This window comes from Streptomyces sp. NRRL S-495 (genome assembly GCF_000966955.1).
In the GTDB taxonomy this organism is placed as follows: Bacteria; Actinomycetota; Actinomycetes; order Streptomycetales; family Streptomycetaceae; genus Kitasatospora; species Kitasatospora purpeofusca.
Map to the genome: position 1 here is coordinate 14,768 of NZ_JZWY01000095.1, position 14,020 is coordinate 28,787.

Below are 14,020 nucleotides of genomic sequence, written 5' to 3' on the forward strand. Positions count from 1 at the left end.
CCGCCCCGGGCGACCCGGCCGTCGGCGGTCCGGCCCCCGAGCAGTGGGGGCCGGAGCGCCGGCGGCCTCGTCACAGGGAGGCAGTCGCCGACCGGCGGGGCGGGGCGGTCAGGAGTCGACCGCCACGGTGAACCTCGGCTGGATCACCACCGGCGGCGCGTCCCGGCCGTCGCCCCTGGCCCCCACGACCACCGCGAAGTCGGCGTTGGGCTTCCAGTCCTCCGGGACGCTGATCTGGAACTCCAGGTACTTCGAGTCGTGCGGACGCATCACCCGTTCCAGCAGTGAGGTGTCGACCACCAGCTGCCCGTTGCCGTCCGGCGCGACCGGGAGCCGGCGGACCCCGCTGCCGGCGCCGTACTTGGCCTCGACGACGGCCTTCGCCGCGTCCGCACCGGTCAGCACCAGGGTCGGCACCACCGAGGCCAGCGGCGCCGCCCCCGGATTGCTGACGGTGATCGAGAACGAGCTGGGCCGCCCGGCGATCACCCCGTCGCTCGGCGTGAAGTTGAGCCTCAGCTCGGGCGCCGTCCGGCTGGCCGCCGGGGCGCTCGTCAGCAGCAGGGGCGCCAGCGCGGAGCCCTCCTCGAACCGCTCCGGCGTGGTCGACAGCACGGCCAGGGCCTCGATCAACAGCGTCCCCTCCGCGCTGTCGATCGAGGGGTCCAGCCGGTAGCGGAGCGTCCGGGCGGCCCCCGGGGCGAGCGGGAACGCGGCCGCGTCGCCCGAGGCCAGATAGGCGCCCGAACCCACGGTCAGCGGGACGTCCGTCCAGCTGCCGCCCTCCTCCTCGCGCTGGAGCCGGCCGCGCACCGACCGGCCGGAGCGGACGGCGCCGGTGAGCGTCCGGACCGACACCACCGGGGCCACCGCGTCGTACAGCCGCTGGGTGGTGTTGCGCCAGGTCACCGAGAAGGTCGTCGGACCGGCGCCGACGATCGCCTCCGCCCCCGCCAGGCCGTCGAAGCTCAGCGCGACGCCGCCGCCCTGGCGGACCGTGCCCGAGGGCGCGGGCGCCACCGGGGGCGGTGGGGCGGACTGCGTTCCGGCCGCCGGGCCGCCGGGCGGTGGGGAGGGCGCTCCCGCCCCACCGCCCGGCGGTGCGGGGACCTCCCCCTCCTGGCCGGGCAGGACCGGCCCGGCCCCGGTCCCGGTCCCTGGGGCGGCGGCCGACGGACCTCCGGCCGTCCCCTGGGCCGCTTCCCCGGCCGGGCGGGCGGTTCCGTCGGCGGGCGGTGCGGGGAAGCCGGTCGGGGATGCCCCGTCGACGCCCCGGGTCGGCACCGGGCCGTCGCTCATCGTCGCCGCCGGCGCGTCGTCGCCCTTGTGGGCGAGCGTGTCGGTGGGGACGGTGAGCACGCCGACGATCATCGCCGCGGCGAGCCCCATCAGGGGCAGGCCCACCAGGTAGGCGGGCCGCCTGCGGTTGCGGGGCCCCTGCGGCGGGTCGGCCGGGCGCAGGTCCTGGGCGGTGATCCGGGCCGCGCGGGCCGCCAGTGCCTCCCGGAGCAGCAGCTCCATCGGCGTCTCCCCGCCGACCGGGGCGGTGGCGCCGGTACCGGCGCCGCCCGCCGCACCCCGGTTGCCGCGCGGGCGGTCCCCTTCGGAGCGCGGGGGGTCGGAGCGCTGGGGGCCGGGACGTCGGGGATCGGGACGTTGGGGGCCGGAAGGGTCGCCGTCCGGCTCGTGGTCGGACGTGGGACGCCGGTCGTCGCTCATCGGGCGTCCTCCAACTTCCGCTCCAGAGCGTCCAGGGCCCGGCTGGCGGTGGACTTCACGGTGCCGCGCGACACCGCGAGGATCTCGGCGATCTCCGACTCCGACAGGTCGGACCAGTAGCGCAGCACCAGCACCTCGCGCTGGCGCGCGGTCAGCTCCTGCATGGCCACCAGCACCCGCCGGTGCTCGTCGTGGAGGACGGCGTGGTCCTCCGCCGAGGGCGCGTCCGCCTCGTGCGGCGGCACGTACTCGCGGGCCGTGCGACGGCGGCGCAGCACCGAGCGCGCCCCGTTGACCACGGCCGTGCGCAGGTAGGCCAGCGCGTTGTCGAGGTCGTCGAGCTCGTCGCCGTGCCGTTGGTACAGCTTGGCGAAAGCTTCCTGCACGACGTCCTCGGCCTGGTCCTGATGGTCGACCAGCAGGACGGCGAGCCGGACCAGGCTCAGCCGGTGCGTGAGATAGAGCTCGGTCAGCGTCGGCCCGGCCTCGCGGGTCCGGCCGCCACCGGCCAGCAGCCGGAACCCGGCCCGGCGCTGGCCGGCCGTCTGCGCGGCGACCGGCACGTCGAGGATCTCGCCCGCGCCGTGCGTCTCCTGGGCACCGAACAGCAGCGCCAGCAGCCGGCGGAGGCCGAACCCCCGCCCCTGGGCCGCCTGGGCGGCCCGCCCGATGGCCATGGACATCCGTCTTCGCTTTCCCCCCGACCGCGGACCGGCTCCCGCCGGTGCGTCAGGACATCGTCTTTGGGTGGCGGGCCCGGTCGGAGGATCGGGCCCGCCGGGCAGGTCGTGCCGGACCGGGCGTGCTGCCGGACCCAGCGCGTGCCGGACCGTTCGTGCACCGGACCGGGCGCGTGCCGGCCGGTGGTATGCCGGTGCGCCGGATCGCCGGTGCGCGGCCCGGCGCGGCCTAGGAGGACGCCTTCGGCGTGTCGTCCGCCATCCGGGTGATCCGCGGCCGGGCCTTCTGGGTCGGGAGGGCGCCACCGTCGGCCGTCCCGCCGACCGTGAACTCCAGCCCGCTGCCGGCGCTCCAGCCCTTCGGCAGGTTGAAGCGGAACGGGTAGACGGCCGTCTCGCCCGGCACCAGCACCCGGGTCAGCCCGGCGGTGTCCAGCCGGACCTGGCCGTCGGCGTCGAGCGCGCCCGACAGCCGGCGCCACTCGCCGTCCACCAGCACCTCGGCGGAGAGGTCGCCCGGCACCAGGCCGTGCGTGGTGTTCCGGCCGAGCGGGTCGGTCACCCTGACCACCGGGGCCACGGTGTGGTTGCCGGTGGCGTCCAGGTTGGCCAGCTCCACCCGCAGTTCGGAGGGGATCCGGCCGACGGTCATGTCGGTCGCCTTCGTCGCCGAGAACCGGACCGGCTGCCCCGTCGTCACGTTCATCCGCGCCTGGGTGCCGCCGACCGACACCGCCTTGGCACCGCGCCCGACGTAGGCGTCGGCCTGGATCGGCAGCCGGCCCGACATGCTGTCGGCCCCCAGGGTCAGGCGGTAGCGGACGGCCCGGCTCTCGCCCGGGTCGAGCGCGAACGCCCCCTGCTGGGGCCCGCTGTCCACGCCCTTCTGGTCCGGCTTGACCTCTCGCCACTCGTCGACGTCCTTGCGGTCGAGCATGCCCTTGGCCGTCGCGCCGAGCCGCGCCACGGCGGCCGGGTAGTCGAACGGGAGCACCCGGACCACCGGGACGATCTCGTCGAAGCGCCGGTCGGTGGCGTTGCTCCAGGTCACCTCGAACTCGAAGTAGCTGCCGCCGCCGCGGATCTCCCAGGCGCCGCTGAGCGAGCGGATCGCGACGTCCACCCGCTCGCCGACCGCGGAGGGCATCTCCTCCGGCCAGTCCGGAGCGGTGCCGGTGGCGGGGGCCGGGCCACCGCTCGGGGTGGTGGCCGGGGCAGAACCCGACGCGGGGCCCGAGGGGCGGGCGGTCCCGGTGGGCACGGGCCCGCCCTTGGCGGGCTCGGCCGGCTTCGCCACCGCGGACGCCGGAGCGCTCGCGGACGCCGGACCGCCGGCGGTGGCCGGGGCGTTCGGGGTGGCCGGGGCGTTCGGGGCGGCCGGGGCCGACCCCGTCGGCACGCCCGACGTGGTGCCCGCCGGGCCCGGCGTCCCGGCTGGGGTGGTCGCACCCGGTGCCGTCGCCGTGGGCGACGTCCCCTCCGGGGCGGACCGAGCGTCGGCCACCGGCGCGACGAGTGCCACGCCCGAGGCTGCCGGAGCCGCGGACCGGACCGGCCGGGCGCCCGCACCCGCCTCGGCCGGAAGCAGCGCGTAGCCGGCCGCGCCGGCCACGACGGCCGCCAGCGGAACGGTCCTGACGAGACGCCGGACAGTGGACGGACGCATGGTGGGTTCCCCGTGGTAGTCGGACTCGGCCAGTGAGCGAGACCCGGCACCGGTGCGGGCATGCCCGCGCCGGATCGGCCCTCACCCTCTCAGACGCCCATCCTCCCCAGGAGTTGTGGGTGGTTCGAAGAAAATTTCGAACTGGCTGGAACGGCTACACTCACCAGCATTCCGCCACCACCCGTCAGCAGGGGGTCCCATGGCCGAGCCGCACTCGACCGGTCCGGCGACCGGTGCCGCTGTCACTGACACGACCGCCGTCACCGACACGGCCGCCGGTACCGGCACCGGCCCGGTGGCCGTCAGCATCGGACGGCGGCCGGAGCCGGTGCACGAGGTCGCGGTCTACGCCTTCGACGGCATGACCCCGTTCGAACTCGGCGTCGTGGTCGAGGTGTTCGGCCTGGCCCGGCCCGAGCTGAGCGGACTGCTGGCCACCCCCTGGTACGGGCTGCGGGTGTGCGCCGACCGCCCCGGCACACCGCTCCGCTCGGTCGGCGGGTTCACCCTCACCGCCGAACACGGCCTCGACGACCTCGCCGCCGCCGACACCGTGGTGGTCCCCGGGGTGCCGAACGCCTTCGGCGGGGTGGTCTCCCCCGCCCTGGTCGAGGCGCTGCGCACCGCGCACGAGCGCGGCGCCCGGATCGTCTCGATCTGCTCCGGGGCCTTCGCACTGGCCGCCGCCGGCCTGCTCGACGGCCACGAGGCCACCACCCACTGGCGGTACGCCGAACTGCTGCGGCAGCGCCACCCGGCCGTCCGGGTCAACCCGGACGTGCTCTACGTGGACAACGGGTCGGTGCTGACCAGCGCCGGCAGCGCGGCCGGGATCGACCTCTGCCTGCACCTGGTCCGGCGCGACCACGGCGCCAAGGTCGCCAACAGCGTGGCCCGCCGGTTCGTCGTGCCGCCGCACCGGGACGGCGGCCAGGCCCAGTTCATCGAAGCCGCCGTCCGGCCGGTCGAGGAGGAGGACGACGGCGTCGCCCGCTCGATGCAGTGGGCGCTGGACCACCTGGCGGACCCGCTCACGGTCACCGGACTGGCCCGGGCCGCCCGGATGTCCGACCGCTCCTACCTGCGCCACTTCACCGCCCGCAACGGCACCAGCCCGATGCGCTGGGTGATCAGCCAGCGCATCGCGGCCAGCCTGCCGCTGCTGGAGGCGCCCGACGGCACCGTCGAGGAGATCGCCGGCGCGGTCGGCTTCGAGAGCGCCGCGACCTTCCGGCACCACTTCGGGCGCGTCATGCGCACCTCCCCGACGGCCTACCGCCGTTCCTTCGGCCGCGGCGTGGCGTGACCCCCGTACCGGTCCGGGCGCCGCGCCGGTCCGGCCGGTGTCAGCCCTGCCCGCCGGTGCGGAAGGCCGCGTTGGCGAGCATGGCGTCGTGCAGCCACTGGGCCAGGCCAGGGGCCAGCTGCTCGTAGACCGCGGTGAACCGCGGGTCGGCGACGTACATCCCGGCGATGCCGCGGTGGATCTCGTAGGTGCAGTCGTAGAAGTTGTCGCGGATGTGCTGCCGGTGCGCCTCGGCGAGGTCCATCGCCGGGCCGCCGTCGGCGGGCTCGCCGGCGGTGAACAGTTCGGCCAGGCGGGAGTTGAGCGCGTCCGCCTCGGCCTTGATCCGCTGCCAGTCGCCCTTGTCGTAGCCACCGGTGCGGCGCTGGGACTCCGCCCAGGCCGGGGTGTCGCCCCAGCGCTGTTCGGCCTCGCCCTCCCACTCCTCGCGGTAGTGCTCGCCGAAGAGCTCGAACTTCTCCTCCGGGGTCAGCTGAATACCCATCTTTTCTGCCTCCATGGCGTGTTCGACGGCCGCGGCCAGTTTCTGGAGGTGGGCGATGCGGTCGGTCAGCAGCTGGTGCTGGCGCCGCAGGTGCTCGCTCGGGCTCACCGAGTCGTCGTCCAGAACGGCCGCGATCTCCTCCAGGGGGAACCCGAGTTCGCGGTAGAACAGGATCCGCTGCAGCCGGCCGAGGTCGGCCTCGTCGTACCGGCGGTAGCCGGCCGGCGTGCGGCCCCGGGGGGACAGCAGGCCGATCTCGTCGTAGTGGTGCAGGGTCCGGACGGTCACCTTGGCGATCCGTGCCACCGCGCCGACCGTGTGGCCGGTGCGGCCGTCCTCGTCTCCGCTGTTCATCGGGGTACTCCCTTCGTGCTGACCACGACCTTGCCTCCTCCCGTTGCGTGAGGGTCAAGCCCAGTCTCGGGGTCCGGTGGAGAAGTCTCCGATCCGGCCGGGCCGGGCGGGCGCCGGTTTGTGGGGTCCGGCCAATTGCCGGGACGGGCGGGCGGCCACCAGCATGTGCGCGTGACCACGTCCGTACCGTCCGGAACGCCGCTGCCGAAGCCGACGTCGCCGACCGGCTCCCCGTCGACCTCCGTGACCGGCCCGACCGCCGTGACCGGCCCCATCTCCGTGCCCGACCCGACCGTCGCACCGCCGTCGCCGGGCCGCCGGCTGGCGGCGGAACTGGTCGGCACCGCGCTGCTGGCCCTCGTCGTGGTGGGCTCCGGCCACCAGGCGGACGCCCTGACCTCGGACGCCGGGCTGCGCTTCCTGGCGAACGTCGGCGCCTCGGCGGCGGCCCTCACGGTGCTGATCACCCTGTTCGGCCCGGTCTCCGGCGGGCACCTCAACCCGCTGATCACCGCAGGTGCCTGGTGGACCGGCCGGGGCACCCCCGCCGGGCTGCCGCTGCGCGAGGCGGTCGGGTACGCCGCCGCGCAGACGGTCGGCGCGGTGGCGGGCACCGGACTGGCCGACGCGATGTTCGGGCACCCCGCGTTCCGGCTGTCGGCGCTGCCGCGCGGGAGCGGCGCGCTGTGGCTCGGCGAGGCGGTGGCCACCGGGACCCTGCTGCTGGTGGTGACCGGGGCGACCGCCGCCGGGCGGGGGCGGCTGGTCCCGGCGCTGGTCGGCCTCTGGGTGGTCGCGGCCTGCTGGTCGACCTCCTCGGGCGGCTTCGCCAATCCGGCCGTGACGCTGGGCCGGGCGCTCACCGACGGCTGGACCGGGATCGCGCCCGGCTCGGTTCCCGGCTTCGTCCTCGCCCAGTGCGCGGGAGCGGCGGCCGGGGTCGGCCTGGCGGCGCTGCTGTTCGACGGCCGGGAGCGCGCGCACTCCGGCGTCCGCCGGGGGGCGTCCGACAATCCCTAAGGCGTCCGGACGGTCGCCGGTTGCCTGGGTGCCGGGGGCTGCGCGGTCCGCCGCCGGCCGCTCCGCCGCCGTCCCGTCCGCTGCTGCTGCGGGAGGCCGCCGCCGGGACCGCCGCCCGGGCCGCCCGGACCGCCCCGGCCGGAGGGACGGCGGCCGGAGCCGCGCCGCCGCTGGGCGGGCAGGAGCAGCACGCACCCCGCCGAGACCACCACGAAGGCGAGCCGGACCAGTCCGCGCGCCGGGTCGGACGGCAGGAACAGAGTGCCCCCGTACAGCGCGACCAGCGCGATCCAGCTCCACCACGGCACCAGCCGGCGCTGTCCCACCGTGTCCCAGAGCAGCGTGCCGAGCATGATCGACGCGGTGTAGTACGTGTAGACGCTCGGGTCGAGCAGGATCCGGGCGTCCGCCCCGAGCAGGACCACGGCCGGCCAGCGGCCGCGCCACACCGCCAGGCTGCCCAGGCCCAGGCCGAGGGCGAACTGAGCCGGGCGGTCCCACCAGGGCGTCGTCGGATCGGTCACCCCGAACCAGCGCAGCGCCGAGGCGGTCTGGTTGGGGATGGTGAACTTCGCGGCCGCCATGGTGTCCAGGTCACCCAGGTAGAACGGCAGCCAGGCGACCGCCACCAGCCCGGCGAACCAGAGCCCCGTCCGCACCCACCTGGCCCTGGGCAGGGCGAGGATGAGCGGCGCGAACGCCAGCGCCCACGGTTTGGAGTCCACCGCCAGCGCCAGGTACACACCGACCGCGGTGGCCCGGCCCCGGCTGAGTTCGTGCGCGGCGAGGGTGGTGAAGAACAGCGCCAGGACGTCGTCCAGGTGCGCGAAGCGGACCGACACCTCGACCCACATCGGGATGAAGGCGAGGCCCGCGACCAGCAGCCGCTGCTGGAGCCGGCGGTGGTTGGTGCCGGTGCCCAGGTGGTACTGCGCGGCCGTGCGGCCCACCAGGACCAGCATCGCCAGCCCGAGACCGGACATCATCGCCTCGGCCAGCACCTCGCCGGCGTGCCCCGGGAACGGCGCGAAGAGCCGGGCCACGGCCAGGCTGACCGGGCCGATCTGCAGCTCGGGGTGGTGGGCGTAGAGGGCGAGACCGCCGTCCGACCGGTCACTGAAGAGCAGTTCCTCGCCCTGGCGCAGGTAGTGCCAGGAGAAGCCGCCGCTCGGCTCGACCAGCAGGAACCAGAGCACCGTCCAGGCCAGCAGCAGGACATGGTGTCTGCGCACCGGCAGGCCCGCGATCCGGCCGGTGGCCGCCTCGTAGTCGGTCCAGGCCCGTCCCGGCCGTCCTGACCGCTCCCGGCGCCCCGCGCCCGTTCCACGCACCCCAGTACCTCGTCCGCCGTGCCGCCCCCTCGGCCGGTCATCCTAGGGGACCGAACGGAACCGCCCGTGCCCCCGGTACGGGAGCACGGGCGGTTCCGTGTCAGGCGCGGTGCCGGGTCAGACCGGGCTCAGCCCTGCTGCGCGGTGCGGCGGCGGCGGAGCACGACCAGGGTGCCGACACCGACCGCGAGGACGGCGCCACCCGCGACCGCGATGGCGGTGGTGTCGTCACCGCCACCCGTGGTGGCGAGCGCCTTGTCCGCGTTGGACTTGGCCTTGGCGACGGCCGCCGGGGTGATCGGCAGCGGCTTGATGGTCGGAACGCTCACCGGGAAGTCGATCGGCCCGGCGGCGTCGTCCTGGGTCGGCGCGGGGCTCGACGGGGCGGCGGTCGCGGGCGCGCTCGGGGAGGTGCTCCCGCTCGGCGTCGCGGTGGCGCTCTCCGAGGGCGAGGCCGAGGTCGACGGGGTGGCGGTCGTCGAGGGCGTCGTCGAAGGCGTCGCCGTGGTGGACGGGGTGGCGGTCGTCGACGGGGTCGCCGTCGTGGAAGGCGTGGCCGTGGTCGACGGGGTCGCCGTCGTGCTCGGGGTCGTCGGGGCGCTCGGCGAGGCGCTCGTCGAGGCGCTCGGCGACGGCGAGGTGCTGGTGCTCGGGCTGCCGGTCGGCTTCACCGTCGGGCTCGTGCTGGGGGTGGTCGGCTTGGCCGTCGACGGCGTGGCGCTCGGGCTCGGCTTGACCGGGCCCTCGGCCACGATCTTGAAGCGCTTGCCGCGGATGCCGTCGCAGCTGAACTCGGCCTCGCCGGTGGGCGTCTTGCCCTCGGCCTCGGCGGAGAAGACCACCGGCACCACGCCGGCGTTGCCGCGCGGCGCGTCCTTGGCCACGGTGACGCGGACGGCGACCGTCAGGCTGCTGCCCTTGGTGACGGCCAGCAGCGACTCGTCGAAGTCCGGGTTGCCGTCCTGCTGGAGCTTGGCGAGCAGGAACAGCACGCCGTCGTCGTCGCTCTCGGCGCCCGGCGCGGCACCGGCCGGGTGCCAGGCCTTGGTCTTGTCCAGCGCCTCGGGCAGCTGGTACTCGACCTTCAGGTCCTTCGCCTTCAGGGTGTCCTGGGCGTTCTTGAACTTGAGCAGCGGGTAGAAGACGAAGTCCGTCTTCGTGTTGTTGTCGATCGTGAAGCTGAACTGCTTGGAGTCGCCACCGGCGACGAACGTGCCCGGCACCCCGTCCAGCGACAGGTCGAGCTGGCGGTGGGCGGCCTTGTCGGCCTGCGGCGCGGCGGCGGCCGAGGGCGAGCCGGTGGCGGCGGCGACAGCGCCCTGGGCGCCGGTGAGGGCCATCGAGGCGGCGAGCGCGGCGGCGCCGGCCAGGGCCAGGCTGCGAGGTATGGAGATGGACAAGGGAAACCTCACGGGAGTGTCCGGGCGCGGCCCGGGAGCGCGGGTGGACCCGGTGGTTGTCCGAGCCGCGATCCCCCCGCGAAGGCTGAAAGTCCGACGGAGACTACCGAAGGCCCCCGCTGTGCCGGAAGGTGGGTGTCGGTTTGAAAGGGCCTCAGGTCGATTTCTGTCCGATTGGCCCAACTCTGCACCGTAAAGGGCCTTTTGCCCTCGGCCGTCGGAGGGCAGCGGGTCCTTGGTACACGGTGGGGGAAGGTGCACTACGCGGGGAGCCCGGCCCGCCGGCGCGCGACCGCCGCGACCGCCGCCCAGTCCTTCTCGCCGTCCCCGTGCGCGAGCGCGTCCAGGAACGCGTCCCGCAGCACACTGCCGAACGGCAGCGGCACCCGCGCCGAGGCCCCGGCGGTGAGCGCGAGGTCGACGTCCTTGAGCCCCAGCGGCAGCTTGAACCCGGCGGGCTCGTACCGGCGTTCGGCGACCATCGCGCCGTACCCGGAGTAGATCGGGCCGGGGAACAGCGTGCCGCTGAGCATCTCGATCAGGTCGGTCGGCCGGACCCCGTTGGCCTCGGCCAGGCTGCACGCCTCCGCCATCGACTCGATCGCGCAGGCCAGCAGGAAGTTGGTGCTGATCTTGGCGGTGTTGGCCTGGGCGGGACGCTCGCCGAAGTTCCAGACGCGCCGGCCCATCGCGGCGAGCAGCGGTTCGGCCGCCTCCAGCGTCCCGGGGAGCCCGGCGGCCAGGATGTCGAGCTCCCCGGCGGCGGCCACCGGCGGGCGGCCGAGCACCGGCGCGGCGACGTACCCGATGCCGTGCTCGGCGTGCAGGGCCTCGGCCCGCTCGGCCAGGCCGACCGAGACGGTGGCCATGTTGATGTGCAGGGTCGCCGTGGCACCCGCCAGCAGGACCGGGTCGAGCAGCAGCCGTTCGACGGCGTCGTCGTTGGCCAGCATCGAGACGACCGTGTCGGCCGCGAAGACGTCGGCCGGCCCCTCGGCCGCCTCGGCGCCCAGGGCGACCATCGCGGCCACCGGCTCGGGCGAGCGGTTCCACACCCGGACGGTGTACCCGGCCCGGAGCAGGCTGCCGGCCATGCCCCGACCCATCGCGCCCAGCCCGACGAAGCCGACCGTCGTCCCGCTCATCGCACACTCCCGCTGCCGCCCGGCGGACGGACCGGTCGTCCGACCACGAGCAACCGACTGTACGTCAGCCCGTCGGGCCGCCGACCGAACCGATCCGGCTCACGGAGGGGCGGGCGGACGGGCCGTCGGGCCGAGGGCGGTCAGGCGGCCGCGGCGCGGTGCCCGTCCGCCGCCTCCGCCTCCAGCCGCGCGGCCACCCGGTGGCGCAGCAACTGGTACTGGACCTGGAGCCGGCCCGGACGCTGCGGGCGGGCGACCGGGCGGCCGGGGCCGACCTCCTCGTCCGGGCCGAAGCGCGAGCGGGTCATGTCGACCTCGGCGCCGGCGGCGGACCGGTTCCACCAGTGCAGGTCCGTCCGGACCCCGCCGACGTACACCTCGCCCATCATCAGCTCGCCGCCCAGCAGGTCGTGCACCACGAGGGCGGTGGCCCGGCACTGGCCGTGGGCGGGATTGTCGGGACGCCAGTGGGCCTGGTCCTCGGGCGCGCAGGTGTCGACACCCCAGGAGGAGCGGATCGCACGTTCGATGTCGTTGAGGGTCCACGCCGTCATAGCGGGAAGCCTGCCACGCGGCACCGACAGCGGCAGCGGCTTTTCGGCCAAAGTGCCCGTGTTCTGCGACGACCCGGGTGACCTTCACCCGTACGGGGAGCCCGCGGGGCACCGGCCGGGAGGCCGTTCGCGGGCGACCGCAGCGACCGCGGCGACGGCCGTCGCCCCGACAACCGGGGCGACGGCCGGGGCAACGGCCCGAGCGGGCGCGCTGTGGGCGCGGGCCGGTGCGCGCCGGAGCGGTCGGGGGTCCGCTCCGGCGCGCTCCGGCCCCGCGCCTTTCACCCGCCGGGTGTCACTTGCCGAGCGCCTCGACGCCCGCCTGCGCGAACTGCTCGTCCAGGTCGCCGCTGGGGGCGCCCGCGACACCGATGCCCGCGACCGGCGCACCCTTCGACTGCACCGGCGCACCGCCGGCCAGGAACAGGGTGCCCGGGATGTCCTTCAGGTTCGGCGCCTGCGCGAGCCGCTTGGCCAGCTCGGAGGTGGGCGCGTTCCAGGAGACGGCGGTGAAGGCCTTCCGCACGGCCGACTCCGGCGACTGCGGGCCGGCACCGTCGCCCTTGAGCAGCACCCGGGTGACACCGTCACGGTCGACGACCGCCACGGAGACCTTCTGACCGGCCTTGGTCGCCGCGTCCAGGGTGGCCTCGGCGGCCTTGGTAGCGGCGGCGATGGTCAGGCCGGTGGTCTGGGCGAGGTTCTTGTTCTGGGCGTCGGCCTTCACCGCCGCGGCCGCGACGGCCGGGGTGTCGGTGGCCTCGGCGCTGGCCGAGACGGCGCCGAGGGTGGCAGCGGCCAGCGCGGCGGCGGCGACGGTACCGGTCAGCACCTTGGTGCGAACGGAGATCTTCTTCATGGTCCGGCTCCTCGTCGGATGGTGTCGCTGGGAACGGAATCGATCCTCCGGCGACAGCCCTCTCCGCCGCATCGGCGGTCCGGACACCTCCCACGGGCATGATGGACGACGGACCCGTCAGCCGATCGGCTGATGCGCCCCCGGGCCGGACGGGTCACCATCGAGGGATCGCCCCGACCAGGGCAGCGGCCGTCACCACGAGCGGCCGTCACAACAAGCGGCCATGACAGCGACCGGCCATGGCGACGACCGGCCACAAGGACCACCGGCCGTCGGAAGCGAGCGAGCGAGGAGCGGCCCCGTGCACCACCCCGGCCCCCCGCTCGACCCGGACGCCGGCCGGCTGGCCGTCCTGCTCGACTCCGCGTTCCTGCTGCTGCTCGCCACCTCGCTGAGCCGCTTCCTCACCCACCACCCGGGCAATCCGCGCATCCCCTGGGTGCTCGGCCTGAGCATCGCCCTGGCCGTCGTCCAGCCGCTCGGCTCCTGGCTGGCCCACCGCCGCCCGCCCGCCCCCGGACAGCGCCGACCCGCCTGGCCGCTGGCCGTGGTGACCGTGCTCTGGGTGGTCCTGGTGCTGCTCGCGCCGAGCTTCTCCTGGTGCGCCGTGCCGCTGGTCTACACGGCCCTGCGCACGCTGCCCACGCCCGCGGCCATCCCCCTGGTGGCGGCGCTCACCCTGCTGGTGGTGGTCGGCGAGGTCCGGCTGCCGGGCGCGACCGACGCCAATCTCCTCCTGCTGCCGCCCGCCGTCGCCGCGCTGGCCACCGGCGTCTTCCTCTACATGGAGCGGCAGGCCGAACGGCAGCGGGCGCTGATCGCCGACCTGGTCCGCACCCGGCGCGAACTCGCCGCCACCGAACGGCGGGAGGGCACGCTGGCCGAGCGCGAACGGCTCGCCATGGAGATCCACGACACCCTCGCCCAGGGCCTGTCCAGCCAGCAGATGCTGCTCCAGGCCGCCGACCGCACCTGGGACGGCGACCCGGCGACCGCCCGGGGACACGTCCGGACCGCCGCCGCGGTGGCCGCCCGGAACCTCGCCGAGGCCCGCCGCTTCGTCCACGACCTCGCGCCCGCCGAACTCGCCGACGGCCGCACCCTCGACCGGGCGCTGCGCTCGCTCGCCGAACGGGAGTCCGCCGAGAGCGGGCTGCCGGTCCGCTTCCACCTGGACGGCGCGCCCGTGCCGCTCCCGGCGGCCGCGCAGTCCGCGCTGCTGCGGATCGCCCAGGGCGCGCTCGCCAACGTCCGCGAGCACGCCGGGGCCTCGGCCGCCGCCCTCACCCTCTCCTTCCTCGGCGACCAGGCCGTCCTGGACATCGCCGACGACGGCCGCGGTTTCTCCCCCGACGACACCGCCGCCACCGGGAGCCGGGGCCACGGCCTGCCCGCCATGCGGGCCCGGCTGCGCCAGCTCGGTGGGACCCTGACCGTGGAGAGCGCCCCCGGCGAGGGCACCGTGGTCTCGGCCGCGGTCCCGCTCACCCTCACCCCCGCCA

The 14,020-nt window shown here is 75.6% G+C and carries 13 protein-coding genes and 1 pseudogene; 4 read left to right on the forward strand and 10 right to left on the reverse strand.

What is annotated here, in order from left to right; translation table 11 throughout:
• Window positions 1-108: 108 nt before the first annotated feature.
• The 3 genes from VR45_RS07055 to VR45_RS07065 all read right to left on the reverse strand — a co-directional run bounded on the left by VR45_RS07055 (window position 109) and on the right by VR45_RS07065 (window position 3,660).
• Window positions 109-1,719: a hypothetical protein gene (locus VR45_RS07055; RefSeq protein WP_045938801.1), complete on the reverse strand. Its 1,611-nt coding sequence runs from the start codon at window positions 1,717-1,719 to the stop codon at window positions 109-111.
• On the reverse strand, window positions 1,716-2,402 hold the full coding sequence (locus VR45_RS07060) for a SigE family RNA polymerase sigma factor (protein WP_234325867.1): 687 nt from the start codon (window positions 2,400-2,402) through the stop codon (window positions 1,716-1,718). Before VR45_RS07060 ends, VR45_RS07055 begins: the two co-directional genes overlap by 4 nt.
• A 226-nt stretch (window positions 2,403-2,628) precedes the next feature.
• A complete protein-coding gene (locus tag VR45_RS07065) occupies window positions 2,629-3,660 on the reverse strand; it encodes a hypothetical protein (protein ID WP_159394137.1) in 1,032 nt (343 codons plus the stop codon).
• Between the two features lie 10 nt (window positions 3,661-3,670).
• Between VR45_RS07065 and VR45_RS07070 the strand changes: the two genes are divergently transcribed.
• Together VR45_RS07070 and VR45_RS07075 are read left to right on the forward strand one after the other, a co-directional pair.
• Window positions 3,671-3,994 carry a hypothetical protein gene (locus tag VR45_RS07070; RefSeq protein WP_045938803.1) on the forward strand — a complete coding sequence of 108 codons (324 nt, stop codon included), beginning with the start codon at window positions 3,671-3,673 and terminating at the stop codon, window positions 3,992-3,994.
• Between the two features lie 270 nt (window positions 3,995-4,264).
• Window positions 4,265-5,371, forward strand: coding sequence for a helix-turn-helix domain-containing protein (locus VR45_RS07075; protein WP_078896295.1), 1,107 nt, complete (start codon window positions 4,265-4,267; stop codon window positions 5,369-5,371).
• A 40-nt stretch (window positions 5,372-5,411) separates the two neighbouring features.
• Here the strand turns inward: VR45_RS07075 and VR45_RS07080 are convergent, their stop codons facing one another.
• Complete coding sequence (locus tag VR45_RS07080) at window positions 5,412-6,209, reverse strand: MerR family transcriptional regulator (protein WP_045938804.1); 798 nt, start codon at window positions 6,207-6,209, stop codon at window positions 5,412-5,414.
• A 171-nt stretch (window positions 6,210-6,380) separates the two neighbouring features.
• Between VR45_RS07080 and VR45_RS07085 the strand changes: the two genes are divergently transcribed.
• Window positions 6,381-7,229: an aquaporin gene (locus VR45_RS07085; protein WP_234325868.1), complete on the forward strand. Its 849-nt coding sequence runs from the start codon at window positions 6,381-6,383 to the stop codon at window positions 7,227-7,229.
• Here VR45_RS07085 and VR45_RS07090 read toward each other — a convergent pair.
• The 6 genes and pseudogenes from VR45_RS07090 to VR45_RS07110 form a co-directional block, all read right to left on the reverse strand.
• Window positions 7,226-8,467, reverse strand: a complete 1,242-nt coding sequence (locus VR45_RS07090; protein ID WP_234325870.1) for a hypothetical protein — start codon at window positions 8,465-8,467, stop codon at window positions 7,226-7,228. The two genes, VR45_RS07085 and VR45_RS07090, sit on opposite strands and share 4 nt — an antisense overlap.
• A gap of 221 nt (window positions 8,468-8,688) precedes the next feature.
• A complete protein-coding gene (locus tag VR45_RS42110) occupies window positions 8,689-9,960 on the reverse strand; it encodes an LPXTG cell wall anchor domain-containing protein (protein ID WP_052708896.1) in 1,272 nt (423 codons plus the stop codon).
• Window positions 9,961-10,220: 260 nt separating this feature from the next.
• The gene (locus VR45_RS49965) at window positions 10,221-10,649 is read right to left on the reverse strand and encodes an NAD-binding protein (RefSeq protein ID WP_266271791.1); all 429 of its coding nucleotides are present in this window, start codon (window positions 10,647-10,649) and stop codon (window positions 10,221-10,223) included.
• Window positions 10,644-11,114, reverse strand: a pseudogene (locus tag VR45_RS49970) (NAD(P)-binding domain-containing protein); the annotation flags it as partial. The gene VR45_RS49965 and the pseudogene VR45_RS49970, both read right to left, overlap by 6 nt.
• Before the next feature lie 131 nt (window positions 11,115-11,245).
• Window positions 11,246-11,659: a hypothetical protein gene (locus tag VR45_RS07105; protein WP_045938806.1), complete on the reverse strand. Its 414-nt coding sequence runs from the start codon at window positions 11,657-11,659 to the stop codon at window positions 11,246-11,248.
• Window positions 11,660-11,954: 295 nt separating this feature from the next.
• Entirely contained in the window at window positions 11,955-12,518 is a 564-nt protein-coding gene (locus tag VR45_RS07110; protein WP_045938807.1) for a heme-binding protein, read from the reverse strand.
• Window positions 12,519-12,819: 301 nt separating this feature from the next.
• On the opposite strand from VR45_RS07110, the gene VR45_RS07115 reads away from it, so the two are divergent.
• Window positions 12,820-14,020 (forward strand): sensor histidine kinase (locus VR45_RS07115; protein WP_045938808.1); only part of this gene is annotated, 1,201 nt, incomplete at its 3' end.

Bases quoted from the DNA above. Each gene is read 5' to 3' on its own strand.
- VR45_RS07060 (WP_234325867.1), bottom strand. From the start codon at position 2,402: ATGTCCATGGCCATCGGGCGGGCCGCCCAGGCGGCCCAGGGGCGGGGG.
- VR45_RS07110 (WP_045938807.1), bottom strand. From the start codon at position 12,518: ATGAAGAAGATCTCCGTTCGCACCAAGGTGCTGACCGGTACCGTCGCC.
- VR45_RS07080 (WP_045938804.1), bottom strand. From the start codon at position 6,209: ATGAACAGCGGAGACGAGGACGGCCGCACCGGCCACACGGTCGGCGCG.
- VR45_RS49965 (WP_266271791.1), bottom strand. From the start codon at position 10,649: ATGGGCCGGCGCGTCTGGAACTTCGGCGAGCGTCCCGCCCAGGCCAAC.
- VR45_RS07055 (WP_045938801.1), bottom strand. From the start codon at position 1,719: ATGAGCGACGACCGGCGTCCCACGTCCGACCACGAGCCGGACGGCGAC.
- VR45_RS07075 (WP_078896295.1), top strand. From the start codon at position 4,265: ATGGCCGAGCCGCACTCGACCGGTCCGGCGACCGGTGCCGCTGTCACT.
- VR45_RS07105 (WP_045938806.1), bottom strand. From the start codon at position 11,659: ATGACGGCGTGGACCCTCAACGACATCGAACGTGCGATCCGCTCCTCC.